This window comes from Lwoffella lincolnii (assembly GCF_002014765.1).
GTDB lineage: Bacteria > Pseudomonadota > Gammaproteobacteria > Pseudomonadales > Moraxellaceae > Psychrobacter > Psychrobacter lincolnii.
Genome location: NZ_MUYT01000009.1, coordinates 1 through 24,543, shown reverse-complemented (window position 1 = coordinate 24,543; position 24,543 = coordinate 1). Strand labels below are relative to the sequence as shown.

Annotated in this window: 21 protein-coding genes; 6 read left to right on the top strand and 15 right to left on the bottom strand. The window is 44.2% G+C overall.

The window, feature by feature from the left end; genetic code table 11:
- Nucleotides 1-24: 24 nt before the first annotated feature.
- The 4 genes from B0682_RS07265 to maiA all read left to right on the top strand — a co-directional run bounded on the left by B0682_RS07265 (nucleotide 25) and on the right by maiA (nucleotide 3,965).
- Nucleotides 25-597: a VOC family protein gene (locus tag B0682_RS07265; protein ID WP_078307815.1), complete on the top strand. Its 573-nt coding sequence runs from the start codon at nucleotides 25-27 to the stop codon at nucleotides 595-597.
- A gap of 111 nt (nucleotides 598-708) precedes the next feature.
- A complete protein-coding gene (locus B0682_RS07260) occupies nucleotides 709-1,710 on the top strand; it encodes a fumarylacetoacetate hydrolase family protein (RefSeq protein WP_078307813.1) in 1,002 nt (333 codons plus the stop codon).
- Between the two features lie 137 nt (nucleotides 1,711-1,847).
- The gene (gene nhaC, locus B0682_RS07255; RefSeq protein ID WP_240494929.1) at nucleotides 1,848-3,209 is read left to right on the top strand and encodes a Na+/H+ antiporter NhaC; all 1,362 of its coding nucleotides are present in this window, start codon (nucleotides 1,848-1,850) and stop codon (nucleotides 3,207-3,209) included.
- A 72-nt stretch (nucleotides 3,210-3,281) separates the two neighbouring features.
- Nucleotides 3,282-3,965 (top strand): maleylacetoacetate isomerase, encoded by a 684-nt coding sequence (maiA, locus tag B0682_RS07250; RefSeq protein WP_078307810.1) that lies wholly within the window; start codon nucleotides 3,282-3,284, stop codon nucleotides 3,963-3,965.
- Nucleotides 3,966-4,008: 43 nt separating this feature from the next.
- Here the strand turns inward: maiA and B0682_RS07245 are convergent, their stop codons facing one another.
- From B0682_RS07245 to epmB, 8 genes are all read right to left on the bottom strand, one after another.
- On the bottom strand, nucleotides 4,009-4,635 hold the full coding sequence (locus tag B0682_RS07245) for a DNA-3-methyladenine glycosylase family protein (RefSeq protein ID WP_078307808.1): 627 nt from the start codon (nucleotides 4,633-4,635) through the stop codon (nucleotides 4,009-4,011).
- Nucleotides 4,636-4,669: 34 nt separating this feature from the next.
- Entirely contained in the window at nucleotides 4,670-6,847 is a 2,178-nt protein-coding gene (locus B0682_RS07240) for a transglutaminase TgpA family protein (protein ID WP_205760120.1), read from the bottom strand.
- A gap of 128 nt (nucleotides 6,848-6,975) precedes the next feature.
- Entirely contained in the window at nucleotides 6,976-8,019 is a 1,044-nt protein-coding gene (locus B0682_RS07235; protein ID WP_078307807.1) for a hypothetical protein, read from the bottom strand.
- A gap of 12 nt (nucleotides 8,020-8,031) precedes the next feature.
- Nucleotides 8,032-9,000, bottom strand: coding sequence for an AAA family ATPase (locus tag B0682_RS07230; RefSeq protein WP_078307941.1), 969 nt, complete (start codon nucleotides 8,998-9,000; stop codon nucleotides 8,032-8,034).
- A 325-nt stretch (nucleotides 9,001-9,325) separates the two neighbouring features.
- Nucleotides 9,326-9,796 (bottom strand): c-type cytochrome, encoded by a 471-nt coding sequence (locus tag B0682_RS07225; RefSeq protein WP_078307806.1) that lies wholly within the window; start codon nucleotides 9,794-9,796, stop codon nucleotides 9,326-9,328.
- 48 nt (nucleotides 9,797-9,844) lie between these two features.
- The gene (locus tag B0682_RS07220) at nucleotides 9,845-11,935 is read right to left on the bottom strand and encodes an EAL domain-containing response regulator (RefSeq protein ID WP_240494922.1); all 2,091 of its coding nucleotides are present in this window, start codon (nucleotides 11,933-11,935) and stop codon (nucleotides 9,845-9,847) included.
- Between the two features lie 114 nt (nucleotides 11,936-12,049).
- Nucleotides 12,050-13,789: a hypothetical protein gene (locus tag B0682_RS07215; RefSeq protein WP_078307805.1), complete on the bottom strand. Its 1,740-nt coding sequence runs from the start codon at nucleotides 13,787-13,789 to the stop codon at nucleotides 12,050-12,052.
- A 131-nt stretch (nucleotides 13,790-13,920) separates the two neighbouring features.
- Nucleotides 13,921-14,994, bottom strand: a complete 1,074-nt coding sequence (gene epmB, locus B0682_RS07210) for an EF-P beta-lysylation protein EpmB (RefSeq protein ID WP_078307803.1) — start codon at nucleotides 14,992-14,994, stop codon at nucleotides 13,921-13,923.
- 326 nt (nucleotides 14,995-15,320) lie between these two features.
- Between epmB and efp the strand changes: the two genes are divergently transcribed.
- A complete protein-coding gene (gene efp / locus B0682_RS07205) occupies nucleotides 15,321-15,893 on the top strand; it encodes an elongation factor P (RefSeq protein WP_078307802.1) in 573 nt (190 codons plus the stop codon).
- A gap of 122 nt (nucleotides 15,894-16,015) precedes the next feature.
- Here the strand turns inward: efp and B0682_RS07200 are convergent, their stop codons facing one another.
- From B0682_RS07200 to B0682_RS07175, 7 genes are all read right to left on the bottom strand, one after another.
- Nucleotides 16,016-16,837, bottom strand: a complete 822-nt coding sequence (locus B0682_RS07200) for a tRNA threonylcarbamoyladenosine dehydratase (RefSeq protein WP_143823321.1) — start codon at nucleotides 16,835-16,837, stop codon at nucleotides 16,016-16,018.
- Nucleotides 16,838-16,883: 46 nt separating this feature from the next.
- On the bottom strand, nucleotides 16,884-17,849 hold the full coding sequence (locus B0682_RS07195) for a TatD family hydrolase (protein WP_078307935.1): 966 nt from the start codon (nucleotides 17,847-17,849) through the stop codon (nucleotides 16,884-16,886).
- 174 nt (nucleotides 17,850-18,023) lie between these two features.
- Nucleotides 18,024-18,188, bottom strand: a complete 165-nt coding sequence (locus tag B0682_RS09520; protein WP_158077883.1) for a hypothetical protein — start codon at nucleotides 18,186-18,188, stop codon at nucleotides 18,024-18,026.
- 78 nt (nucleotides 18,189-18,266) lie between these two features.
- Nucleotides 18,267-20,549: a type II secretion system secretin GspD gene (gspD, locus tag B0682_RS07190; protein ID WP_078307800.1), complete on the bottom strand. Its 2,283-nt coding sequence runs from the start codon at nucleotides 20,547-20,549 to the stop codon at nucleotides 18,267-18,269.
- An 85-nt stretch (nucleotides 20,550-20,634) separates the two neighbouring features.
- Entirely contained in the window at nucleotides 20,635-21,609 is a 975-nt protein-coding gene (locus B0682_RS07185) for a type II secretion system protein N (RefSeq protein WP_078307799.1), read from the bottom strand.
- Nucleotides 21,609-22,577 carry a type II secretion system protein N gene (gene gspN, locus B0682_RS07180; protein WP_240494921.1) on the bottom strand — a complete coding sequence of 323 codons (969 nt, stop codon included), beginning with the start codon at nucleotides 22,575-22,577 and terminating at the stop codon, nucleotides 21,609-21,611. Before gspN ends, B0682_RS07185 begins: the two co-directional genes overlap by 1 nt.
- A 224-nt stretch (nucleotides 22,578-22,801) precedes the next feature.
- On the bottom strand, nucleotides 22,802-23,128 hold the full coding sequence (locus B0682_RS07175) for an H-NS histone family protein (RefSeq protein ID WP_158077882.1): 327 nt from the start codon (nucleotides 23,126-23,128) through the stop codon (nucleotides 22,802-22,804).
- A 310-nt stretch (nucleotides 23,129-23,438) separates the two neighbouring features.
- On the opposite strand from B0682_RS07175, the gene B0682_RS07170 reads away from it, so the two are divergent.
- The gene (locus B0682_RS07170; protein WP_240494920.1) at nucleotides 23,439-24,479 is read left to right on the top strand and encodes an IS110 family RNA-guided transposase; all 1,041 of its coding nucleotides are present in this window, start codon (nucleotides 23,439-23,441) and stop codon (nucleotides 24,477-24,479) included.
- Nucleotides 24,480-24,543 lie beyond the last annotated feature (64 nt).

The following is a 24,543-nucleotide window of genomic DNA, read 5'->3' as shown; positions in this document are numbered from 1 at the left end:
GAATTATTAAAAGGACTTATCATGATGAATACTCTCGTTTCTACCAAGCCAATCCCACAAGGCGTGCATCATGTTGCTTATCGATGCAATGATGCCAAACAAACCGTAGAATGGTATCAAAAGCACCTTGGTATGGAGTTTGTGCTTGCCATTGCTGAAGACCAAGTGCCATCAACCAAAGAACCAGACCCTTATATGCACATTTTTATGGACGCTGGGGGTGGTAATATTTTGGCATTTTTTGAATTACCAACCAAACCTAAGATGGGGCGAGATGAAAACACCCCAGTTTGGACTCAGCACTTGGCCTTAAAAGTTGAGAGCATGGAGGCTTTATTCAGTGCCAAAGACAAACTTATCGGTGAAGGCATCGAGGTGCTTGGCCCTGTTAATCATACCTTATTTCATTCCATTTACTTTTTTGACCCCAATGGACACCGCATTGAGTTGGCTTGTGATGTGGCAACGACAAAAATGCAAAAAGCCCTAGATGCTGTCAAATGGGAGATGCTCAATGAATGGGCAATCACCAAAAAAGCCCCCCAACACGCTCGATGGATACATGATGGCACTGAACCACCTGATGTTGATGTTTGATTTGACATCAATCAGCATCTTGACATCAAGCAGCATCGTGCCAATAAGTTTGACCAATGTCATTTTATCAGCATCACGTTAGCAATTTATCAGTATGACCAAGGAGAAAGCATGAAACTTGCCACATTAAATCAAGATGGGCGTGATGGTCGATTGGTTGTCGTCAGTCGCAATCTAGACCGTTATGTGCCAGCAAACCCCAAAACATTACAAGCGGTGTTAGAAGACTGGGAGACTCATGCCCCTGCCCTAGAAAAATCATATCAACAACTCAATGACGACGACAGTTTAGGTGATGTCTTTGACCAAACCGCTTGCCATTCTCCATTGCCCAGAGCTTATCAATGGGCAGATGGCTCGGCATATCTTAATCATGTTGAGTTGGTGCGTAAGGCTCGTCATGCCGAAGTGCCAGCGTCTTTTTATGATGACCCTTTAATGTATCAAGGTGGCTCTGACAGTTTTATCACGCCCACAAGCGATATTTTGGCTCAGCCTGAATGGGGCATTGATTTTGAAGCTGAAGTGGTGGTGATAACCGATGACGTGCCATTTGGGGCAGATGAGATGACCGCCAGTCAGCACATTCGCTTAATTGGGTTGGTCAATGATGTGTCACTACGCAACTTAATCCCAAGCGAACTTGCCAAGGGGTTTGGTTTTGTCCAAAGTAAACCTGCTTCTGCTTTTAGTCCGATTGTGGTTACCCCTGATGAGTTGGGTGATGCGTGGCAAGATGATAAAGTGCATTTGCCATTACACGTTGAGCTAAACGGCGACAAGTTTGGTTTTCCCAATGCAGGGGTGGACATGACTTTTAGTTTTGCTCGATTGGTGAGCCATTTGGCAAAAACCCGTGAGTTAGAAGCAGGAACAATCATTGGCTCTGGCACGGTGTCTAACAAGCAAAATAGTTTGCATGGCTCGTCAGTGGCAAATGGTGGTGTGGGTTATTGTTGTTTGGCAGAAGTGCGTATGTATGAAACCATCGAAACAGGCAAACCACAAACCAGCTTTATGAACCACGGTGATACGGTAAAAATTTATATGCGTGATAAAGATGGCAACAATATTTTTGGTGATATCATCAATACTGTGAATACCCAATATTAAACTCGCACAATCTGACTACGTATCATCTGACTACGTATAATTTGACTAACATAAGGATATGTTTGATGCGTGATAATTTTAAATCAACACAGACTCAGTCAACACAGACAAACTCTGTTTTAAACACGCCCATAGCCATGATAATGGCTTGTGCCATGGTGGTCATGATGGGTGTGGTGATGATTGCTTTGGGCTGGATACCACACTTGGCATTACTTTTGGTGATTTGTGGGCTTTTTTTGTTTGGCAAACTCAAAGGCATCTCGTTTGATGCCATGCAAGGCTATATGGCAAAAGGAGTGATGTCAGGTTTTGGGGCAATTTATTTATTTTTCTTTATTGGTTTGATGGTGTCTGCTCTGATGATGTCAGGGGCAATCCCCACCTTGATGTATTATGGCTTTGAGTTGTTATCACCTGAGCATTTTTATATTTCTGCCTTTATTTTAACCTCAATTATTGGTGTGGCGATTGGCAGCAGTTTGACCACTTGTGCCACCATTGGTGTGGCATTTATTGGCATGGCTGGGGCATTTGATGCCAATGTGGCGGTTGTGGCAGGGGCAGTGGTGTCAGGGGCATTTTTTGGCGATAAGATGTCGCCATTATCGGATACTTGCACCATAGCGGCTTCTGTTGCAGGAATAGACCTATTTGAGCATATCCGCAATATGATGTATACCACCATACCTGCTTGGATTTTGACAGTTGCCCTGTTTTGGGTCTTTCAAGGACAGACAACTGGGGCAAATTTAAGTGAAGTGGCCATATTAAAGCAACAACTGCTTGCCAGTGATTTGGTGCATGGCTATGCGTTGTTGCCTTTTGTGCTATTGGTTGGGCTTATTTTATTTAAGGTTAATGCCATTTATGCCATCATCATGACAATCATTGTGTCTGTCATCATCACTTTTTTACACAGTTCCCCAAGCTTGGCGCAAATTGGCGGTTATTTTTTTCAAGGATATAAACCTGCTGAAGAGTTAGACTTGGGTGCTGTCAGTGGGCTTATTTCTCGTGGTGGTTTAAATAGCATGTTTTTTACCCAAACGATTGTGATTTTGGCATTAAGTTTGGGAGGGCTGTTGCATAATTTGGGCATTTTACCTGCGTTATTAAACAGCATTAAACACAAATTGGTGAATGCAGGAAAAGTAACCTTTGCTGCTGCCATGACCGCTTTGGGGGTGAATGTGTTAATTGGTGAACAATATTTAAGCATTTTGTTGGCAGGAGAGAGTTTTAAAGGTGAATATGAGCGGTTAAATTTACACCCAAAAAACTTAGCTCGCACCATTGAAGATGCAGGCACGGTGATTAATCCATTGGTGCCTTGGAGTGTGTGTGGGGTGTTTATCAGCCAACAATTGGGCGTGCCTGTGCTGGATTATTTGCCATATGCGTTCTTTTGTTATTTGTGCTTATTTTTAACCATTATGTTTGGATTTACAGGATTTACCATCACAAAGTTACCTGCCAAATCAGTCATCTCACATTAGAGGCATGCCCAATCTCACCCACGTCATGGTTGGGTTGGTGTGCCAGCCAATCCAATCAACCTAGGAATTTGTATGAAATTATATTCTTATTATCGCAGTTCAGCGGCATTTCGGGTGCGGATTGCGTTGGCGTTAAAAAACATTCAATATGACATTGTGCCCATTCATCTGCTCAATCAAGGTGGTGAGCAAAAAAGTGACGCATATACCGCCATCAATCCACAACAGCTTGTCCCAACGCTTGATGATGATGGGTTTGTCATCAGTCAGTCACTGGCGATTATTCTGTATTTGGAAGACCGATTTTTTGATGTGCCTTTACTGCCAACTGATGCCAAAGATAAAGCCTTTGTGCATTCGTTGGCTCAAATTGTGGCGTGTGACATGCACCCACTTAACAATTTGCGGGTACTACAATACTTAAGTCATGAATTGTCTGTCAATGATGAGCAAAAACAAACATGGTATGCCCACTGGATTGTTCATGGTTTTGACGCATTTGAGCAACAATTAGCCAACCACCACAACACCCATCAGCACCAGCCCCAACAAAATGGCACAGACATCAAATTTTGCTTTGGCGATACGCCAACATTGGCAGATTGTTGTCTTATCCCACAAGTGTATAATGCGTTGCGATTTGAGTGTGATTTGTGTGCATATCCACACATACAATCCATTTATCAGCATTGCATGAGCTTGCCTGCCTTTATTGATGCGTATCCTGATAATCAACCCGATTGTCCAAAAGTCTGATTATCCAAAAAATGACCTTGTAAACAAGTGCTTAGATAAGGCATCAGCCAGCCTGATTTTTCAGCACCCCATAATACGTCCATAGCAATAAACTGGCAACACTGCGATGTGGAGACCAAGGGTTGGTCAGTTGGGTTAATTGATTGGGAGTGGGACGCTTATCCAACCCCAATAACGCTTGTGCCGCCACTTTTATCGCCAGGTCATCTACTGGCAAGATGTCCACTCGCCTAAGGCTAAAAAGCAGATACATCTGAGCCGTCCAGCGTCCAACTCCCGTCACAGCTGTCAGCTGTTTAATCACTGCTTCATCAGACAAATAAGCCAATGTGTCATAATCAATGTCATGCTCAGCCAATGACCGTAAATAGCGGATTTTTTGTTTTGATAGACCTTGTTTTTGCAGATGGTCATCATCAGCCACTTGAATGGCATTGGGCGTCATCAGTCCTGCCTGTTCAATGCGTTGATAGATGCGGCGAGCTGCCGACGCTGATATCTGTTGTGCAATGATGGCACGCACCATTTGGGCAAACCCTTGTGGTTGCTGATGTAAATCAGGTAAGCCAACTTGTTCATAAATAGAAACAAACCTAGGCTCAATGACAATCAGTTTGTCAATGTGAGCTTGTCGCTGCTCATCAGTATGGATAACCGCAATGTGAGTCATGTTTTTTTGATGTTCGTTTTGATATTCGTTTATGTCAATTCACTGATGGCAATTTACTCATTTTTGCCAATTTTCTAACCATTTGTTCTAATTGTTTCAGTCGTTTGTGCGTCTCTGGGTGATTGCCGTCAGTGTCATTAAACGCTTGTGAATATCGCAGTTGACGATATTGGGCTTTAACATCACTCGCCACTTGCCTATCCAAATGCTCACCAATCCGCTCAAGCCACATCAACACATCTTCTTGCTCATGCCATGCCAAGCTTGGGTTTTGTTTGCCCAATTGTTTTGATAAATTGGCAAATGGCTTATCCACAGCATGGTAAAATTTTCGCCGTTTATAAAACAACCAAGCCACCACCAATGTCATCAGCAAGACAAACGCACCCATCAATACAAACAGCTGTTGAGTCAAGCTTGTGATATTAAACCATTTAAACAACGAATTTTTTTGACTGTCTTGGTCATAGCCAACCACATCTCGTTGCCAATAGTAGCTTAACTGGTCAGACAATCGACGCATCTGTTGCAACATACGGTACTGCTGATACGACAAATTTGCCCCTGCCCCATCTCCAAACATCGATGCCCCATACTCATCAGTCAGCGAATCCATGCCTTGCTCAACACGATTGGGGGCAACAAAGGCGGTGGGGTCAATGCGTACCCAGCCTTGCCCTGCCAGCCACACTTCCGTCCATGCGTGAGCGTCCATTTGTCGAACTTCCCAGCTTAGTCCATCTCGCCCAAGCTCACCACCTTGATAGCCTGCCACCACACGGGCAGGTATGCCAGCGGCTCGCATCAAAAAGGTAAAGGTCGATGAATAATGCTCACAAAACCCTGCCTGTGTGTCAAATAAAAATTCATCAATGCGATTTTTATTCAATAAAGGTGGCGATAATGTGTAGCGAAAGTTGTTTTGGGTGATGTGTTTTTGCACGCTATTCATGTAATTCACAGGGTCATGACCAGCTTGAGCAAATAACTTCTTGGCAAAAGCTCGGCTTTTTTCATTGCCAGTGGCGGGCAGTGCCAAGTTAATTTGTCTGTTTTGCTCAGACAGTTGTGGCTCAATACGGGCGTTAGGATAGTACTCTGCTTGATAGCGGTATTGCTGAGCCACTTCGTCAAAAGAGCGGAGATTGTATTCTGAAGTCATGCCCAGCCCTTGTTTTGGCTCAGGTTTTGGGTAATCAAGGGCAAATAACCACTGCTGATGTGTTGGTTCTAAGATGACTTGGTACTGCCCTTGTGATTGTCCTGTTAAGCTGTTTTGTACCCAATTGGGTTCAGCTTGTTGACTGACCCAAAAGCGATTGTCTTTTTGCTCACTCGGTTGCCACGTTATCCCATCGAAGTCACTAAACACAAGCCCTCGCCAATACATCTGTGAGCGATGGGGGCGTTGCCCATCAAATTCTACCCGAAATGCCAACTCCGTGGATTTTGCTAAGTTAGCAAAATCCCCCGGTGCCATGCTGTCTGACACGCCTGTGGTTGCTTGTGGTTTGGACAGTGTGATTGACCAAAATGGCGGAAAGCGTGGAAAGAATAAGAACAACACCAACAACAACGGCAATGCTGTTAATGACAATAGCCCAAGGGTACGAATGCGACCATCACCATCTTGATTGCCATCGTCATTCATCGCTATAAAAGCCATCATCACCATCAACACACACCCAATTGCCAACAAGGTGGTGAACATGCCTTGGTCTAACAAAAACAGCGAAGCGGTGGCAAACAGCGATAAATTTAACACCACATAACCATCACGCTTACGGTACACCTCCCATAGCTTACCCATCAAGCATAACAATAAAAACGCCACCCCAGTATCGACACCATAATTACCACCGTAACTGACCCATAATCCTGCTAAGCCCCCAAAAAACAGCACCAACTGCACCCAAAGATAACGGCGTTTAAGTGGCATTTTATTTGCCACTTGATGCTTGACACTTGGCAGTTGTGATAATGCAGACAATGCCCCAAGCCCAATCAGCCAAATTGGCAGATGACCGATAAAAACCAGCATCACCAACAATTGAGAGGTGATGACCCAATAATAAGCAGGCATTGACAGCAGATAACGCACACGTGAAATGCCTTGCGTTTTTGGGGCTACCCATATCGATGGCATGCCCTGCCATTTGCCTTGTGCCAATTCATTAAAGCTATTAAGGTTATTAAGGTTATTTTTAATCATATTACACTTAAGAATTACAAACCCATGGGAATTGTTGGTGCATTTTACTCATTGAAAGCTGTGCTTAATTTGTTAGTTTTAGGGCTTGTTAACCTTGTGGGTTTGTTAGTTTTGTGGGTTTGTCAGTTTTAAGTGTCTGTCAGTTTCGGAGCTTGGGCTAACCGTTTTAGATTGGCACGGATAAACTCACTGCCCATGCCCTTTTGCCCTTTATCATTCGGTAAATTCATCACAAAGGGTTCGGTTTGCTCTGCCATCTGCAAAAGTGCATGGCTCAGTTGCGACAGCTTTTGTTCATGATTGACAGCAGGCATGTCAGCATAATCAAGCAACAGCTCTTGACCCACAGGGTCAGAAAAGTGCTTGGTCAGCATACCATGCCCTCGTGCCACATGTGCCCAAGATACCCGAGTGAGCGACTCACCCAACTGATGGTTATCAAGCATCTCAAAGTCATCTTGTCCTTTTTGCTGGTTGGGGCTAAAGGCATTTTCTTCCCCTTGAGTGAATGTATTCAATTTTTGCCAATCAAACGGCAAAGGCTTGGGGTATACCCAAGCGGTACTTGCAAAATACGCATACGACCACGCCCGCATGATGCCCAAAGGATACACGCTGTCTATCACCAATCTGGGCAACACCAATTCACCACGCTTATCAGACAACACAGGCAACTGTATCACGGCACTGCCTTTTAGCATGGGCAAAATGACTTGTCGGTGATTGTCTGGCACATCATCACCCTTATTGGCAGTTTGTTGCGTACCTTGCCATGTCTTATAGATGTCATCATCAAAAACAAACCTCAGCTGACGGCTGGGACTTCGAGAATCAGAAATCACCTCGATGCTCACCCACACAGGCTCACCTGCTGCCGCCATACTCACCGATAACAGCTTAAGCTTAAGCCCTGACACATGAGCAAAGGTCATATGCACACTAATCAACCACACACTTGCCAAATAAAAACAAACGCCCAGCACCAAATTATTCGCATAATTGATGCCTGCAATGAACGTGATGACCAGCAACAAAGCAAACAACAGCCCTTGCTTGCTAAAAAAAATGTACACATTGCGCACATTTAAACCAAGCTCATCTTGCCTTGGTGAACGTTTGGCAAAAAAGCCACGCAGTTGCTCGTTAATATGACGCTTGATAGAAATGGACATGATAAATTGATTTTATAAAACAGACACAGACTGCAAAATTCGCTCAGCAATGGTGGCGGGTTGTTTCTTGGTCAACCCACCCAAATGATGAAAAGGCATAAAAGGCTGACCCAAACGATGATTCACCACAGCAGAAAACACCGCTTGCACATCGCTTGGGGTAACCTCTTGATACCCTGACACAAAGGCATGTGCTTGAGCGGCGGCTTTTAATGCCAACATGCCCCTTGGTGATAAACCAATGTGTTCTTGACTTTCTCGAGATTTTTGTACCAAACGCAACAAATAATCCACCACCACATCTGCCATGTACAGCTGCTTTATCATGGCTTGGGCTTGTTGAATGCGATTGGTATCAAGCACCGACTCCAATTGGGTCAATAGCTGGCGACGATCTGTGCCTTGTAACAGCTCTTTTTCAGCAGTGGCAGACGGATACCCTAGAGACAGACACATCAAAAAGCGGTCAAGTTGCGATTCAGGCAAAGGATACACACCTGACTGCTGAGTGGGGTTTTGGGTGGCAATGACAAAAAATGGCTCAGGCAAGGCATAAGTTGTGCCATCATGGGTTACTTGTCGCTCTTCCATGGCTTCAAGTAAAGCACTTTGGGTTTTAGGGCTGGAGCGGTTAATCTCATCGGCAAGCAATAACTGACTAAAAATAGCCCCCTTACGGAACTCAAAAGCATGTTCATCTTGATTATACAAACTCATGCCTAAAATATCAGCAGGCAACATGTCATTGGTGAATTGCACTCGATTAAACGACAGACCAAACAGCTGTGCCAGCCCATGTGCCAAAGTGGTCTTGCCCATACCTGGTAAATCTTGTAACAACAAATGACCATTGGCAAGCAAGCACACCACAGACAACTTCACCGTATTGGGCTTGTCTAATATCAGCTGATTTAATTGATGTATCAGACGTTGAATGTCTTGCTGAATGCTTGTTTGGGTGCTGGTGCTGTTTTGTGACATCGTGTTTTGAGATGCCGTATTTTGAAAAGCGTGTGAGGGGTCATCTGTCGGGTGGGAAGCTGAGCTCATACGTTGCATCATGTGTTGTTTCATACGCTGTCTGGTTTCATATGCTGTCTAAAAGTGGGTGTGTTTTATCTAGGCGTGCTTTATACTGAGTGTGCTTTATACACTGTTGATGCCATGAGGTTGATGCCATGAACCTGATAAGCATACCACACATTGATGACAATCATATGATGGTTATGTGTGTGTCATGGTTACACATCATTACAATGGTTAAAAATTGTTAAGAACCAAAACCATTGACTCAACTTGATGTGGATTAATCTGATGTGGATTGAGCGGATGCAGATTGTCGCAAAGTTGACAGATAAGCGATGATGTCTTGGCGGATTTTGGCATCAGATATGGGGTCAGACAGCATCTTTCCTGATGGCAGGGCTTTGTCTGGGTCAGCGATATAAACATCAAGTGTGGCAGCGTCCCACTGCCAACCAGCCTCTTGCATGGCGGCAGAGTATTTATAATCAGCCAGCAGGGCAGACGGATTGCCATACACATTCATCAGCTGAGGGCCTTTTTTATTTCGTCCCGCTTGCAGTTTATGACACTGTTCACAATACTCTTGATAAGCACTCTGCCCTGCCATTGCATCACCTCCTGTATAAACAGGCAAGTTAACCTCAGGGCGACTGTCTGGCGGTGTCGGCTGACACGCCATTAAGCCCACAGACAGACAGGCAAACATAACCACAATCGATACAGGTGATACAGGTGTTTTAAACAAACCCATGCTCCATCAAACAACATTCATTCAACAACATTCATTCAGCAAACCCAACTAAGCAACATTCATATCGACAGCAGGTTCTTGCAAATAATGCCCTTGCAGATAGCGAGCGCCCACGCTCCAAGACACCGACATGGTGGCAGCGGTCTCAATATACGGCATCAACGTATCTGTCTTATGCTCACTGGCTGATGTTATCAAGGTTTTAATGGTGTCTAGCCCATCGGGTTTATCGATGTCCTTAACATAACTGTGTGCCACACGCACCATGGTTGGGTGGATATAAGCCAATGTTTCAATCGTTTTGGTGGTCATACCAAAACCATGAATACAGGTATCACAACCCAATGCTTTTAGATTATCATACTGTTTTTTGGCAACCGCCAGATGACTGACCACATCTTGCTCATTAAACTGTATCACCAAAGATCCTTGCTTACCTCCAACGGCACGGACAAGCTGTTCAATCACCTTGGGCAACTGTGCGTCCACCAAAGAAGCGGCGGTTAAATTAACCAAAATGCGTGCATCAGGGTGGTTTGACCTGACCTTACTCAATTGCTTGCATGCGTTAATCAATACCCAACGGTCAATTTTTTCAAGCAGATTGTGTTCTCGTGCCACATCAATAAACTCGTTAGGCATCATCATCTGACCATCTGATAACTTCAAACGCAGATACACTTCAAAGAAATGACTGCTGTCTGTCTGTATGTCATAGATGGGCTGATAAAGCAACGAATAATGGTGGTTGCTAAATGCACCTGCCAAATATTCTGCCAATGCCTTATCGTCGCTGTTGACGTATTGACTGGGGTCATAAATGTGATAAGTGTTGCCCACTTGCTCACTGTCTATAAAGGCTTTATTCTGAGATTCCAATGCTCGTTGAATGAGTGTCTCCACATCAGGGCTTTGTGGTTCAATCATCACCGCCCCTGCTGTTAAGGTGGTGTTGGTGGTGCGATTACCCACTTCAATGAGCATCTGTGCCACTTTTGGTAACAATGACTCAATCTGCTTTTCAAGTTTTTTCTCATTGGTGTCTGCCACCAACACGGTAAACACACTGTCAGCAAATCGGCTCACATACGACTCGGTAAAAAATTCATTAAGCAGGTGAGCCACATGCCTCACGGTGGTGTCTACCCCAGACAATCCCAAACTGGTGTTAATCTGTCCGATGTTATCTATCCGTAAATAAATCAATGCCGCATCGTGGTCTTGGGTTTGCTTCACTTGCTCAAGCATCTCATTGGCTCGTTGCATAAAGCCAACACGGTTTTCTAGCCCTGTCAGTCGGTCAGTTCGCTCCGCCATTGCCAGCTTTTTAGCAAGCTCAGCACTGTTAGCCGCTTTGTTGTCCTGCTGAATGATGATTTGTATAACAGGCTCACCGTCATAAGTGGCAGCCGCAACTTGGAGTTTGGCTTCAAAAGTGCTGCCATCTGTGCGTTTACTTTGAAACTTAAACTCTACCTGCTCACGATTGCCTTTATCAAAACGGCGTAAAAACTGCTTAAACTCTTTCACCTTATCCCCACCTGCAATCAAATCAATCACAGGCACGCCCATCAGCTCGTCCATGCTTTCATAGCCAAACATTTTAAGATAGGGTTCATTGGCAAAGATATGAATGCCTTGGTCAATATAAGCGACCGCACTTTTGGAGTTTTTGATAAGAATGTTGGCACGCTGTTCAGCCTCACTTAAAATATATTTAAGGTCAACTACCTTACGGCGAGTTTGTAACGCACTTGCCTGCAAAATGATGGAAAGCACCACTTGTGTTTCTTGCTCACTGGGCAACGCTTTAATCAGATTGGCGTTAATGGTGTCTGGCAAGCTCACTTCTGTCTGCACAGCGGTTGACGGCTCATTATTCACCAAGGCAATGATGGGCAAATCGACACCCTGCTCCTGCACAATGCCTATCACATCTAAGAGATTCATGTCATAAGCTTGACCAAATACCAACACATCCCAGTGACGACGTAAGGTTTTGATAAATTCTTCCTTGTCATCTAAAAATCCCAGATTGACATCGTCATAATACAATGACAATAGCTCAACCAAGCGTTCAGCATAAAGCTGATCATCATCAATAACCAGTAAGTTTAACTCTTTCATTTGTTTGCTCATATATGTATCATTTATGTATCATTGTTTTTTTATTAATCAAGAAATAGGCGAGGCATAATAAATGATATGACAAATAAAACAACCAATTTATCATACAAAATACATGATTAATCATTATCCTGCTAATCGCACAATCTCATATTGTTGCATGTCATCACTGTTATTGATGTTTTTGGCAAGGCGAAGATTGGTTTGTTTATCACCGATTCTTAGCACCACACGGTCATTTTCTTTAAAATGGTATTGTGGCAAAATCAGCGATGTTTGCGTACCCAGACTTTCATTGCCTGCCACCAGCAACGCCACCACAAAATCTTGCGACCGCTCATCTTTGCTTTCAAGGCGAACACCACAAGCGGTGATGGCGTACCCCATCAAACGAGCCCCTACCTCGATACTGCGTTCTTTATTCTCTATCCAACGAATCACCCCAAGCTCCCAATTGCTTTCAGCATCAGTTTTATCAGGCATTAAGGCAAAAATGCTCAATACTTTAAGGGTGGTGCTATTGGCAACAGCTTGCTTGATGGCGGATTTTCTTTCATACTCTTGTGTCATTTGTTCATTTTCGTCAGTAACGTCAATATCATCTAATTCGCCAAAGCTAAAGCGATACCCTGTCTTACTCATGTCCATGATGGTGGCATCTAAAGTGTGTTTATAGTCTTGCTTGTCTGCCACTCTGCTGATTTTTGGGTAATATCCTTTGGGCAATTCATCTGCTAAAATCAAACGTTCCAATGGCATTTTATTTGACAGATAATAATGAATGCGGTGCAAGCCTGTAACAATGGTGGCATGTCGTCGAGTGGGAATGCGTTTTTCGCCACGTTGTAGATATTGTTGTTGCTCTAGGGTATATTGTGCCAGACGTGCCAGACGCATCTCAAAACTGATATGGTCCTTGCCTTCTTTGCTTTGTGCTTTGGTTAAATAGTCATGTAATTTGTCTAAATTCACAAATAGGCTTGTGCTGTCTTCTGTAAAAGGGTTAATGCGAGAGTATGGGGTCAGATATTCAGGCGGTTGGTTAGAATTTAAATCAATATAGATTTTATTTTCACTGACGGGGTCATCACTAATGTCGACTAACTTTGCCCATCTTGCCAACACTTTATGAATACCCAAAACATCTTGTCTTCTAAACGACACTGGACGCAACAAACTATACAAGCACGCCTGTTTATAAATGTCATGGATACTGTCAGCATGGCTGTTGTGTTGTTTGTCATGATACACCATGTCCAGCACGCCTTGCGATTTAGCCACCATGTACAGTCGGTTCATCTGTTGCCATAGAATTTGTTGTGGTTTGGTAAAAATAATGGCAGCCTCCATCATCAAATTCAAATACACATACATCAGCTGATAAATGATTTGCTGTAAACATGCCTGATTGTCCGAGCGTCCAATGGGCAATATCGTCCACCAAGACCGTTTGTTGGTCTGTTTGCCAGCTGGTTGCAGTTGGCTCATTTGCCTTGTCATCATGCCATCGAACACCAAGGCGGTTAAATAGTAAATAGAGGTTACCTGATTGACCATGCCATGTTGTAATTTGCTCAGCTGGCTAGGCTCATGAATATAATCACTTCTGAGTTGATTGACGACCCTAAATGTCACCTCTTTTAATTGCTTCATAAGCTCCAAACGCTTGGGGTCTGAGATGTCTGCCACAATCATCTCAGTCAATACTTTTTCAAGCTGTTGGCATTGTTCTGATTTATTGGCAATCATCAAATTAGCCCCCCACTGGCTAATTTGTTTGCCATCGTCACCAATATGGCTAAAGTTCAGCGGTCTTAAGGGTAATTGGGTGTCCAAATATTTTACAAAGGTGTCAAAACTTATCATAAATTATTCTCTAAAGCCTGTTTTTTACATTCCATTTTCTACATTCTGTTCTTTAATCTAAACCTTTCAGCCAAATCCTTTCAGTTTGCTCATTTTTATTCAATCAATTAAATAAAGCAATCAGCCAAAGACTAACCCATATATTGACAATTTTTGGCTGATTTGTAAATATCAATGGGGGTTTTGAATGGACAATTGGGCAACTCTTTTACCAATCTTGGCAATAAATAGCCAGACAATCGCGCCAACATCTGCCAATACAATGCCACTGCTTGTTCTTCACTGACATAAAAATAGGCAGACCCTTTGACTTTATCAAGAAGATGCAAGTAATAAGGCAATACCCCAGCATCAAATAAACGCTGACTTAATGCCACTTGTGCCGTTACGTTGTCGTTGACGCCTTTTAACAGCACCGCTTGGTTCATGACGGTCACGCCTGCGTGTCGCAATCGCCACAACTGTCTTGCCGTGGCGTCATCAATTTCGTTGGCATGGTTGGTATGCACCACCATGATAAGATTGATGGCGTTGTCCATCATCACTTGGGTTAAACTGTCAAATTTTGTCAACAATTCATCATCTAAACGCTCAGGGATAACAATCGGTAAGCGAGTGTGCAAGCGAATGGTGTTGATTTGTGGCATGGTTGCCATGGCGTCTAACCAAACAAATAAGCGACGGTTATTCAAACTCAAAGGGTCACCACCACTAAAAATCACCTCGTTGATGTCGGGGTGAGCCAAAATGTAATCTTGCACCACTTGCGTCTGTGATGATGGGCGGTTGGCCTGATAATCATAATGCTGGCGAAAACAATAGCGACAATGAATCGCACAGGCTCCTGTTACGGTCAATAATATGCGTGACTGGTATTTGTGTAACATGCCTGTTACAGGACTGGCATGCACCTCTTGCAATGGGTCAAGCATATAATCATCACCGCCTTGTGTGTGGACATCTTGTCCATACATGGGCAAAACTTGGCGTAACAAAGGGTCTTGACTGTCGCCCACTTTCATCTTTGCCACAAAAGCATGTGGCACTTTTAGACCGAATTTTTTGGACGTTTGGGCGTGTGCTTGATACACAGATAACAGCTTAGGGTCGGTTATCTGTAACCGCTCAAGCAACTGCATGGGGTCGGTGATGGCATCAGATATTTGCTGTTGCCAGTTTTTTTGTGGGGGCAAATGGTTTATCATATTCTATGGTTAATCTGCGAGTGTGTCATGCGTTTAGCTGGCGTTTGAGTTTCAATGCTTCGTTTACATGGGGTTTTAACATTCATGTTTTAACTTTAAGAACAGCACATAAAACGAACAGCACATAAAACGCAAAGTATATTCCATTTGACGCATTGGCAGAGATTTTTTTCACTGATATTGAGCAAGATATTAGGGCGTCTGCTTCATTTAAGCGATGTCAGTAAGCGATGTCAGCTGATGTCAGCTAATGATGGGCAACTAAAAATCACCCCTAAGCTTAATAAACGTCAACTTTTTAATGGCAACAAACTGGAAAACACATTATGGCAAGTTATTCTACCAACGAATTTAAAGCAGGTCTTAAAGTGATGCTAGATGGCAACCCCTGCTCCATCATTGACAACGAATACGTTAAACCAGGTAAAGGTCAAGCCTTTAACCGTGTGAAACTGCGTAACCTAAGAACAGGCAAAGTGCTTGAACAAACCTTCAAATCAGGCGATAGCCTAGAAGGGGCAGATGTGGTTGATAATGAAATGAACTATCTGTACTCAGATGGTGAGTTTTGGCATTTCATGCACCCAGAAAGCTTTGAGCAACTGCAAGCCGATGCCAATGCCATGGGCGATGCCAAGCAGTGGCTCAAAGAAAACAGCAACGAAACTTGCATCATCACCTTATTTAATGGGGTGCCTTTGTCCGTTTCTGCTCCTAACTTTGTGGAACTGCAAATCACCGAAACTGACCCTGGGCTAAAAGGTGATACATCAAGCGGTGGCAGTAAACCTGCAATTTTAGAAACTGGGGCAGTGGTTAAAGTGCCGTTATTTGTCCAACAAGGCGAAACCATTCGTGTGGACACTCGCACAGGCGAATATCAAACTCGTGTTAGCTGATTAATGTTGCCAATCACATCACCGATGAACGATGAACATCGTCATTCATCAATGGCATAACCACCAATAATCCCAACTGATGACATGTTCATCGGTTTGACAAGTTTGGTTGCCAATGTTTTTTATGGTATTGCCAACAAATGTAATGCTTCACTTGCCATCACCATGCCCATGCTGGCGGTCATCACCACCGCTGAGCCATAACCGCCACATTGCAAGCCGTGAGCTTGACTGCCCACCTTGCTATGCTCTGGCGGTTGGTCAGAATACACACAGCGAATGCCAAACTTAGTTTTTAATTCACGGTTGATGCCATGTTCTTGACGCAATTTGTTGCGTAATCTTGCCAACAATGGGTCTTGGGTGGTGTCTTTTAAGTCACTAATGCCGATGCGAGTGGGGTCTGTTTTGCTCCCTGCTCCACCAGCACACACCAGCTTTAATTTATTAAACCGACAATGCAACGCAATATGCACCTTAGCACTCATGTCATCGGTACAGTCTAATATCACCATACCACGCCCCTTTTGATGTGCCTTGTCTTTGTCTTGACGGCTGGGCAACAGTTGATTGACATTGTCTTGGGTAACAAACTCATCGCATAAGTTCAGCGTTAACCGTGGGTTAATTTGATGCAAACGTAATGCCATTGCTTCGATTTTACTTTGCCCCAAACTGCTGTCTAGTGCAGGCAGTTGGCGATTGATGTTTGATGCCACCAACACGTCCATGTCAATCAACGTCAGCTCACCGACTGCCGTTCTTGCCAGTGCTTCAGCCGCCCAACTGCCCACACCACCAATACCAATCACATACACATGGGCATTGCCAAAGCGTTGCATTGCGTCATGACCGTATAAGGTCTTTGTGCCACCAAAACGGCGGTCATATTGGGCATCAATCTGATGGTCATTGGTAACAGGGTTAAAAGAAGTCATGGGCATGATAAGTCATATGGTTGGTTATGTCATTAAGATGAAAGGGGTAAGTTTAAAGAGGTAAGTTTAAAGCATTCACGCTGTTTTGCCAAAGCCGTTCTGCCAACAGTTGCACTGGCACAGACAACAGCTCAGACAATGCCAACAACACATAAGGCAAATTGGCAGGGACATTTCTGTCTGGTTGCTTATTCACATCATTGGGCTTATTCACATCATGGTGATGATGATGGCGACGTTGACATGGCAATGGGGTCATGTCAGGGCAATCGGTCTCTATCACCAAACACTCTAAGCCAGCATAATCCACCGCTGCCTTAATCGCGCGGTGCAATTTTTTGGCATTGGGATTACTGACTTGCCCTGTGATACCCAGTTTAAAGCCAAGTTTGACAAACGCCTTTGCTTCTTGCTGTGCTCCGCTAAAACTGTGGGCAATCCCCCCATTGCCACGCTGTTGATGACGGAACTGTTTTAAGATTTTTAGTGCGTCAGCATGGGCTTTACGAATGTGTAGCATGATGGGCAGTTGATGTTTCTGTGCCAGTTGTAACTGTGCCTGAAAAAAACGCACCTGACGCTGATAATGTTCAGGTTGTTTCATGGTTTTACTAAAGGTATCTAGGCCTATCTCACCCAAGGCAAGGCAATCATGATGTTGCAATTCATTTGCCAAAATGTCCAAATCAGCATCGTCATGACTGCGAATATAAAATGGGTGCAAGCCATATGCCACATGTGCTTGCAAGTTGTGTTCTGCTTGCGTGGCTGACTGCTTATCCACTTGCCTTGCAACCTGCTGGTTGATTTGTTGTTGAACATCACGCATACGCTCAAAGTATTTGGCAACATAACCGACCAACACCAAATGACGCACCCCTGCCTGCATTGCATTTAACACTTGTTGCTCACGGTCAGCATCAAAAATGCTGACATCAAAATGCGTGTGTGTGTCTATCAAAGCGTGTGCATGTTGATAAGGTAAAAGTGGATAAGATGTTGAAGATGTTGATGGCATAGATGATATGGATGTGATAAACCGTGCGTTAAAATAAACTGAATTAAAATAAGCTAAGATTAAGATGTGCTGATAGGGGCTGGCTATTTTGACCTGCTCAGCCCACTTTACAGTCATTGTTATTGCCATCGCCTTGACGATGTTGCCAACCTGCCCAACCTGTTTTGTGGCTGTTTACCTTGTGGCTGTTTTCTTGTCATAATCTGCCTTACGACTGCTGGAGCGTGGGATAAACATTAATCCCACCGCCACCAAGCTAAGCTTACCAAGCTTAAGCCACATCGTTTTTTGGTGCTGTTTTAACATGCCGTTGGGTTGATTGGGTGCGTGTTTTGCCATGGTATGTCTGCCAATTATTTGCCAATTATTTACCAATGAATTATCTGCCTTTATGCCATTTGATTTATGCCATTTGATTTAATCAGATTGAACAGATTGTATGGTTTTTGGTGCTGTGATGGGTTGCTGATGCGTGATGGCCATTGGCTGATTGGGGGTAACATCAATCAAGTTATCATCAATCAAGTCATCATGAATTAAGTCATCATGAATTAAGTCATCATGTGTCAGACTGTTTAACACCGATTTATCAGGAACAGTGATGGGCATGGGTACGGACACAGGCACTTGTGGATATTGACTGACAGGTTGCTTTAAAGGAATTTTTTTAATTGTGCCATTGCTGTCAATCACCAACTGCATGCTGATGAGCTGATTGTTGCGTTTTTCGGTCATACTCGCCACCGCCGCACTGTCATACAACACCGTTGGCTGCAAAAAAATGATGAGATTGCTTTTTTGATTGGATTTGCCATCAGAGCGAAATAATCGCCCCAGCATCGGAATATCACCCAATCCAGGTACTTTTTGAGCACTGTTGGTGGTGTTATCACGCATCAAGCCTCCCAATGCCACCGTTTGCCCATCTTTTGCCATGATGGTGGTGTCAATAAAGCTTTTATTGGTTACCAAGCCATTGATGTTGTTGGTACTGCCTGGCACAACCGCTGACACTTCTTGGGACACTTCTAGGCGTACTGTACCATCTCGCCCCACTCGTGGTTTGACGTTAAGCTGAATGCCCACATCTTGTCTGCTGACGGTTTGAAATGGATTGCTGTTATTGCTGTTGGTATTGTAAGAGCCTGTAACAAATGGCACATTTTGCCCCACTAAAATTTTGGCCTCTTTATTATTTAAGGTCATGATGGAAGGCGTAGACAGCAGATTGGCACTGGTCGTGCGGTCAAGGGCTTGTAATATCGCCCCATAAAACTCTGTTGAGCCATGGCGTTGACGACTATTGCCAAAACCCAATAACGCCCCAGCAATGGCACTGGCCGCCCCACTGACGGCGGTGGCACTTTTACTCAATGCTGCTGTTGCCAGTGTCGTGGCACTCACGCCAGCATTATCAAAGTTGACCACGCCATAGCCTGAATTGGCACTGCCCAATGCCCATTGTACACCCAACTGACGAGCATCATCGCCTGATATCTCAATGATGGCAGCTTGGATTAGTACCTGTGGCTCTTTGATATCCATCTGCATGATGGTGTCTTCTATCTCCATCATCAGCTCATTAGGGGCATTGACGATGATGGCGTTTTGAGTTTCATTGGCGATGATGCTGTAACGTCTGCCGTTATTTTGTTCACCACCGCCACTGATGGCATTTGTGCTTGAACCTCCATTAGAGCCAGTAGAGGCATTGCCACTGTTGTTCATGGCACTACTGCCATTGGATAAAGAAGCGGTGGATAAGGTTGACTGCGTCTCAGCACTGTTGATGGACTGCCCACCTAACAAGGCTCGCAATATCTCTGCGGTCTGTAATGCGTCAGCATAGTTAAGCCGAAAAGTACGCACACCGCTTAATCGTCGTGTTGGCACAGTATCAAGACGATTCACAAGGGCTTGAATTTTGGCAATCTGCTCAGGATTGCCCATGACAATTAAGCGGTCTGAAGCAGGGTCAGCTGTGAGTGTTAAGCGACTGCCTAATGAGTCTTGCCCTTGGCTTGCTTGCTCGGTAACCCCAGATAACAGCTCCAGCATCCGTTGAGCATCGGTGTGTTGTAGGGGAATGACGCTCACGCTGTTACTCACATTGCTGTCCAAATCACGAATGAGTGCTGTTAACTGGTTTAGGCTATCTGCCCTATCAGACAACACCAAGGCATTGACACTACCAACCGCTGCTGCGTGGGCAGACTGGGGCATGATGGGGCGAATGACTGACAACACTTCGTCGGCTCGTGAGCTGGACAGATAAATGACACGGGTCACCATCTGCTCACCACGGGCAGTGCCATCAATGTCCACCGCCACGCCTGACTGTTTGGCAACGTTATCTGGTAAAAGCTCAACCAAGCCATTGCGTTCAATGGCAGTGATGCCATTGACTCGCATCACGCTCAAAAATAAATCATACACTTCAGCTTCAGTCATGGCACGCTGAGAGATGACGGTAATGTTACCATTGATGCGTGGGTCTGGGACAAAGTTCTTGCCTGTGATGGTCGCCACTTCATTAATAAAGCCTTTGATGTCCGCTTCTTGTAGATTGACTTTCCAAGTTTCAGCCAATGCCGTGTGTGGCATCATCGCTGACATCACCGCCACCGTCAATGGCAATACCAACGCACCCACCCTCATCTTGTTTCTCATTTTATGATGAATGGCTTTTAACAAACACATATAAACTTCCCTTGAAGACAAACTCATCAAACACAATCATTGAATATGATGATTAAACCTTGATGACCAAACCGATAAAAACCAACTAAAATTGCTGGCGAATGGTGATGACCTGCTCACCTCGTTGTACTTGAATACTGGCTGTGCCTGATTGTTGCACTTGCTGAATCACATCAGCATCTTGCATGGGGTTGCTACCCACACTCTGACCATTGACTGAGATGACCCTATCTCCTGCCTCCAGACCTAGGCGATTTTTAATATCACTGGGCATCGCATCAGTCACTTGATAGCCATCACCCACCGCCATCACCCCCATACGGCTTAAATATCCAGCAGGATTATGACGCAACTCATCAGCAGCTTGCTCAAAGGCATTTACACCACCAAAATCATGATGTTCACCACCATTAAAGCCACCAACATCACCAAAACCATCAACATCAAAACCATCAACATCAGTAGGCAAAGTTGCCAGGGTTTGTGGCATCATGCCTGTGGCAGGATTGGCAAAGGCATTGGGTTGGTCAAGTTGCATCGGCTCACGCAAGGGAATATCCACGGTCTGCCCATTGGCATCAGCAATCATAACCTTATCCCAAAATACCGCCGCCAAAGTATAACCACTATTTGCCAATGGGTCATTGATACCATAACCTTGACTGACACCATTCATCAACAAAATTGCCGAAGAAAGATGGGCAGGCGTTGCCACCATCACCCCTTGAACTTTAATATCTGGGGGTGGCTGATTAACAGGCACTTGCGGTATCGGATTGGCAAACACCATATACGTATCTTGTGGCACAGTCTGTATGGCAGTCGGTTGTAATGCCACGACAGGCAGTCTGGGAGCAGTGGGGGGTGATAATAACAACCACAGCAGTTGAGCCAATACCCAACAAAGCCACAACAGCGACAACAATAACGCCAACGGCGACAGACGATTGAGCCACGCCACCACATGCTCAAATACCCGCTCAAGCGTGCCTGCCTGTCGGTTGGTGGGGATAAATGAGTTGTCCTTTATCTTGCTGCCTAGCTTATCTAGCATGCCCATCACAAGCCCTCACCTTGTTCTACTGGTGGCGCATCAAAGTTGTGCGTATCAGGGCTATGGGCATCAAGGTTGTGGCCATCAGGGTTGTGCGTATGGCTTAACACACCCAAAATTAACGGCTGTCTGACCGCCACCACCACGCTGTCTTTAGGAGCTGACCCTTGATAATCAGGCACATGCTCAAGCAATCTTTGGGTCAAGCTGACATCCACCATACCATCAGCATCCACCAACAACGCCCCCAATCGTTTGCTGTCTTCATCAAGCAGTTGTAAATGTAAGGCATGTTGCTTGCCATTTGTGGCAGTTGTGTTGGCAACATTATCTGTCTTAGTTTTTTTACTTGTCAACTGGGCAGTCATGGCAGGTAACGTCATCTCAAACACTCGCCCACCACTGGGATAACTCAGCTCACCGCCCACCCAACTCATCATGCCATCAGCTTTATTAAACCCCATCTGTTTATCATACACCAAGCTGACTTGCTTGACTTCAATGGGAGCATTAGGCACTTGCCAAGCAACCAATGTCTGTAGCGTATCTGCCCCGATGCGACCATTTATGTCCACCATTCGCCATTTGCCAATGCCCCTTGCCACCTTGCCTTGCAAACGTGTGCCACCAGAGACCACTTGCACATCTGCCCCCAACCGAGCCAACAACAGCTGACTGGGTTGCCATTGCCAATCAACACTGCCCACCAAGGGGGGCTTGCCCTGCATGGGCATCTGCCAAGACAGCGAACCTTGCCACAAATTACCAGAGACCCACTGGATATGGTCATCATCACCCAAAAACTTCTGCACCACCCAAGACGCTGGCATCTGCATCAGCACACATAAGCACAACAACACCAAACCAATCAACCACCACAACACGCTTGGGCGTGCCGTCAATGATTGACTGTTGGCTGAGTCATTTGCTTTGGCTCTAAACTTGCTTTTAGATTTGCTTTTAGACGATAACAAGGACGACACCGACACGATGGGATCTCACAACATAACAGCACAATGAATAACAACACATAGCGACCAAACACATGACCGCCATGATAACAAATATTGACAACAAATATTGATAATAAACTGCAAAAAGTATTGATAATAAACTGCAAAAAGGTCGTATCCAACCAAATGAACACGACCTTATCATCAATCAGTCATCAATCAACGATTAACCAAAACCGCAACAATCAAACCGCAAAATCTTCTAATGCTTTACCACCCTCAATCTCTTCTTTTAGCCATTTCGCCATACGCCCACGCCCTGTCCAGTTTTTGTTTGGGTCATCAGGATGGCGGTATTTGATGTTACGCTCATATTCCAGCTCACTGCCAGCGGCTAAAATGTCCTGCACAGTGCAATCCATCTCTTTGGCAATTTGCTCAAAATGCTCATATGCGTCATACAGCTTTTGTTTTTGCTTTTTTTGGATAAGGGCTTGAGCATTTTTACTGATGGCAGCCAGTTGCTCAATGTCAAAATTTTCAAGCTCTTTGGGTAAATTTGATGTCATCATCATAAATCCTTAACAATGAATATAAAAACCAATTGAATATAAAAACCAATATCAAAACAATCTTCTTAACTGATTATCCTACCATGAACTTTTGTAAAATTAAACCTATTTTAAGCACATCAATAAACTTAATTCACAGTCTAATGGCAAATAACCGCCAAATGATAAAAAATACTTAAGTTGTATTTATCGCTTAAGTGTGTCAAAATTATTGAAATGTCTAATATTAAACTCGGTCGGTATCTTGGGTAAAACCCGTAAGCTAGGTTGAGTCGTCAGACATTTACCTACTGCAGTTGGGTTTATCTACATGCTTAGCAAAAATGATTTTAATAAAAACAATCTTAATACAGACAATTCACCCCTTATTCTTTATTCGCTTATCATCGGCATAGACATTGCCAAATCTTCATTTGACATCAGCTTTTTACAAAATAACAGCACTTTTTATGCCCGTTTTTGCAACCACGATGATGGTTTTTTAGACCTATCAAATTACCTAACAAACCACCTAACTGAACACAAAATAACATGTCTCAATATTCATTTTATCATGGAATCCACCAACATCTATTGGCAGGCATTGGCACTTTGGGCATATCAGGCTGGATTTTTAGTGAGCGTCGTCAACCCTGCTTTTATCCGTGCTTACGCCAAAAGTTTGGGCATTCGTAATAAAACAGACAAACAAGATGCTGCTCTTTTGGCCCGCTATGGTCGCCACGAAAATCCCCCACTTTGGCAACCACCATCACCCATTGAAGATAAGATGATTAGCCTTGTACGCCAAAGACACCACAGCAAACACAAACTGACCAATGAATTAACTCGTCTTGAAACTGCCAATTACCATACCCTAAGCTTTATTCAAAGTACCATCAACTATTGGCAAACACACATTCAAAAGTTGGATTGTGTGATTTGGCAAACCATAAACAGCGATGTTAACCTAAAAGTTCGTGCCACACTGCTGCACAGCATTCCAGGTATTGGCAAAAAATCAATACCACCTCTCTTGGCATTGATTGGTGATGGTTCTCGCTTTGCGTCATCTAAACATTTGGTCAGCTTTGTGGGGCTTGTGCCAAGGGCATATCAATCTGGCAGTAGCATCAATAAACAAACCACCATTGGTCATGGTGGTAGACCAGACATTCGTGAGGTGTTATATATGCCTGCGGTGGTGGTTAGCTTTGGTCGCTATAAAGCCTTTCAGCCATTTGTACAAAGACTGCTGGCGAATGGTAAATGTAAAAAACAGGTGATTGTGGCAGTGATGCGTAAGTTACTTGCCATTTGCTATGTTGTCATTAAAACAGGACAGCCCTTTGATCCCAGTTTGCATCAATAAGGTCTGTCATCAGTACCCCCACCCCGTTACCCTACACCAAACCATATGGCAATTGCATTCATCA

Bases quoted from the DNA above. Each gene is read 5' to 3' on its own strand.
- B0682_RS07265 (WP_078307815.1), top strand. From the start codon at position 25: ATGAATACTCTCGTTTCTACCAAGCCAATCCCACAAGGCGTGCATCAT.
- B0682_RS07260 (WP_078307813.1), top strand. From the start codon at position 709: ATGAAACTTGCCACATTAAATCAAGATGGGCGTGATGGTCGATTGGTT.
- nhaC (WP_240494929.1), top strand. From the start codon at position 1,848: ATGATAATGGCTTGTGCCATGGTGGTCATGATGGGTGTGGTGATGATT.
- maiA (WP_078307810.1), top strand. From the start codon at position 3,282: ATGAAATTATATTCTTATTATCGCAGTTCAGCGGCATTTCGGGTGCGG.
- B0682_RS07245 (WP_078307808.1), bottom strand. From the start codon at position 4,635: ATGACTCACATTGCGGTTATCCATACTGATGAGCAGCGACAAGCTCAC.
- B0682_RS07240 (WP_205760120.1), bottom strand. From the start codon at position 6,847: ATGATTAAAAATAACCTTAATAACCTTAATAGCTTTAATGAATTGGCA.
- B0682_RS07235 (WP_078307807.1), bottom strand. From the start codon at position 8,019: ATGTCCATTTCTATCAAGCGTCATATTAACGAGCAACTGCGTGGCTTT.
- B0682_RS07230 (WP_078307941.1), bottom strand. From the start codon at position 9,000: ATGTCACAAAACAGCACCAGCACCCAAACAAGCATTCAGCAAGACATT.
- B0682_RS07225 (WP_078307806.1), bottom strand. From the start codon at position 9,796: ATGGGTTTGTTTAAAACACCTGTATCACCTGTATCGATTGTGGTTATG.
- B0682_RS07220 (WP_240494922.1), bottom strand. From the start codon at position 11,935: ATGAGCAAACAAATGAAAGAGTTAAACTTACTGGTTATTGATGATGAT.
- B0682_RS07215 (WP_078307805.1), bottom strand. From the start codon at position 13,789: ATGATAAGTTTTGACACCTTTGTAAAATATTTGGACACCCAATTACCC.
- epmB (WP_078307803.1), bottom strand. From the start codon at position 14,994: ATGATAAACCATTTGCCCCCACAAAAAAACTGGCAACAGCAAATATCT.
- efp (WP_078307802.1), top strand. From the start codon at position 15,321: ATGGCAAGTTATTCTACCAACGAATTTAAAGCAGGTCTTAAAGTGATG.
- B0682_RS07200 (WP_143823321.1), bottom strand. From the start codon at position 16,837: ATGCCCATGACTTCTTTTAACCCTGTTACCAATGACCATCAGATTGAT.
- B0682_RS07195 (WP_078307935.1), bottom strand. From the start codon at position 17,849: ATGCCATCAACATCTTCAACATCTTATCCACTTTTACCTTATCAACAT.
- B0682_RS09520 (WP_158077883.1), bottom strand. From the start codon at position 18,188: ATGGCAAAACACGCACCCAATCAACCCAACGGCATGTTAAAACAGCAC.
- gspD (WP_078307800.1), bottom strand. From the start codon at position 20,549: ATGTGTTTGTTAAAAGCCATTCATCATAAAATGAGAAACAAGATGAGG.
- B0682_RS07185 (WP_078307799.1), bottom strand. From the start codon at position 21,609: ATGGGCATGCTAGATAAGCTAGGCAGCAAGATAAAGGACAACTCATTT.
- B0682_RS07175 (WP_158077882.1), bottom strand. From the start codon at position 23,128: ATGATGACATCAAATTTACCCAAAGAGCTTGAAAATTTTGACATTGAG.
- B0682_RS07170 (WP_240494920.1), top strand. From the start codon at position 23,439: ATGCTTAGCAAAAATGATTTTAATAAAAACAATCTTAATACAGACAAT.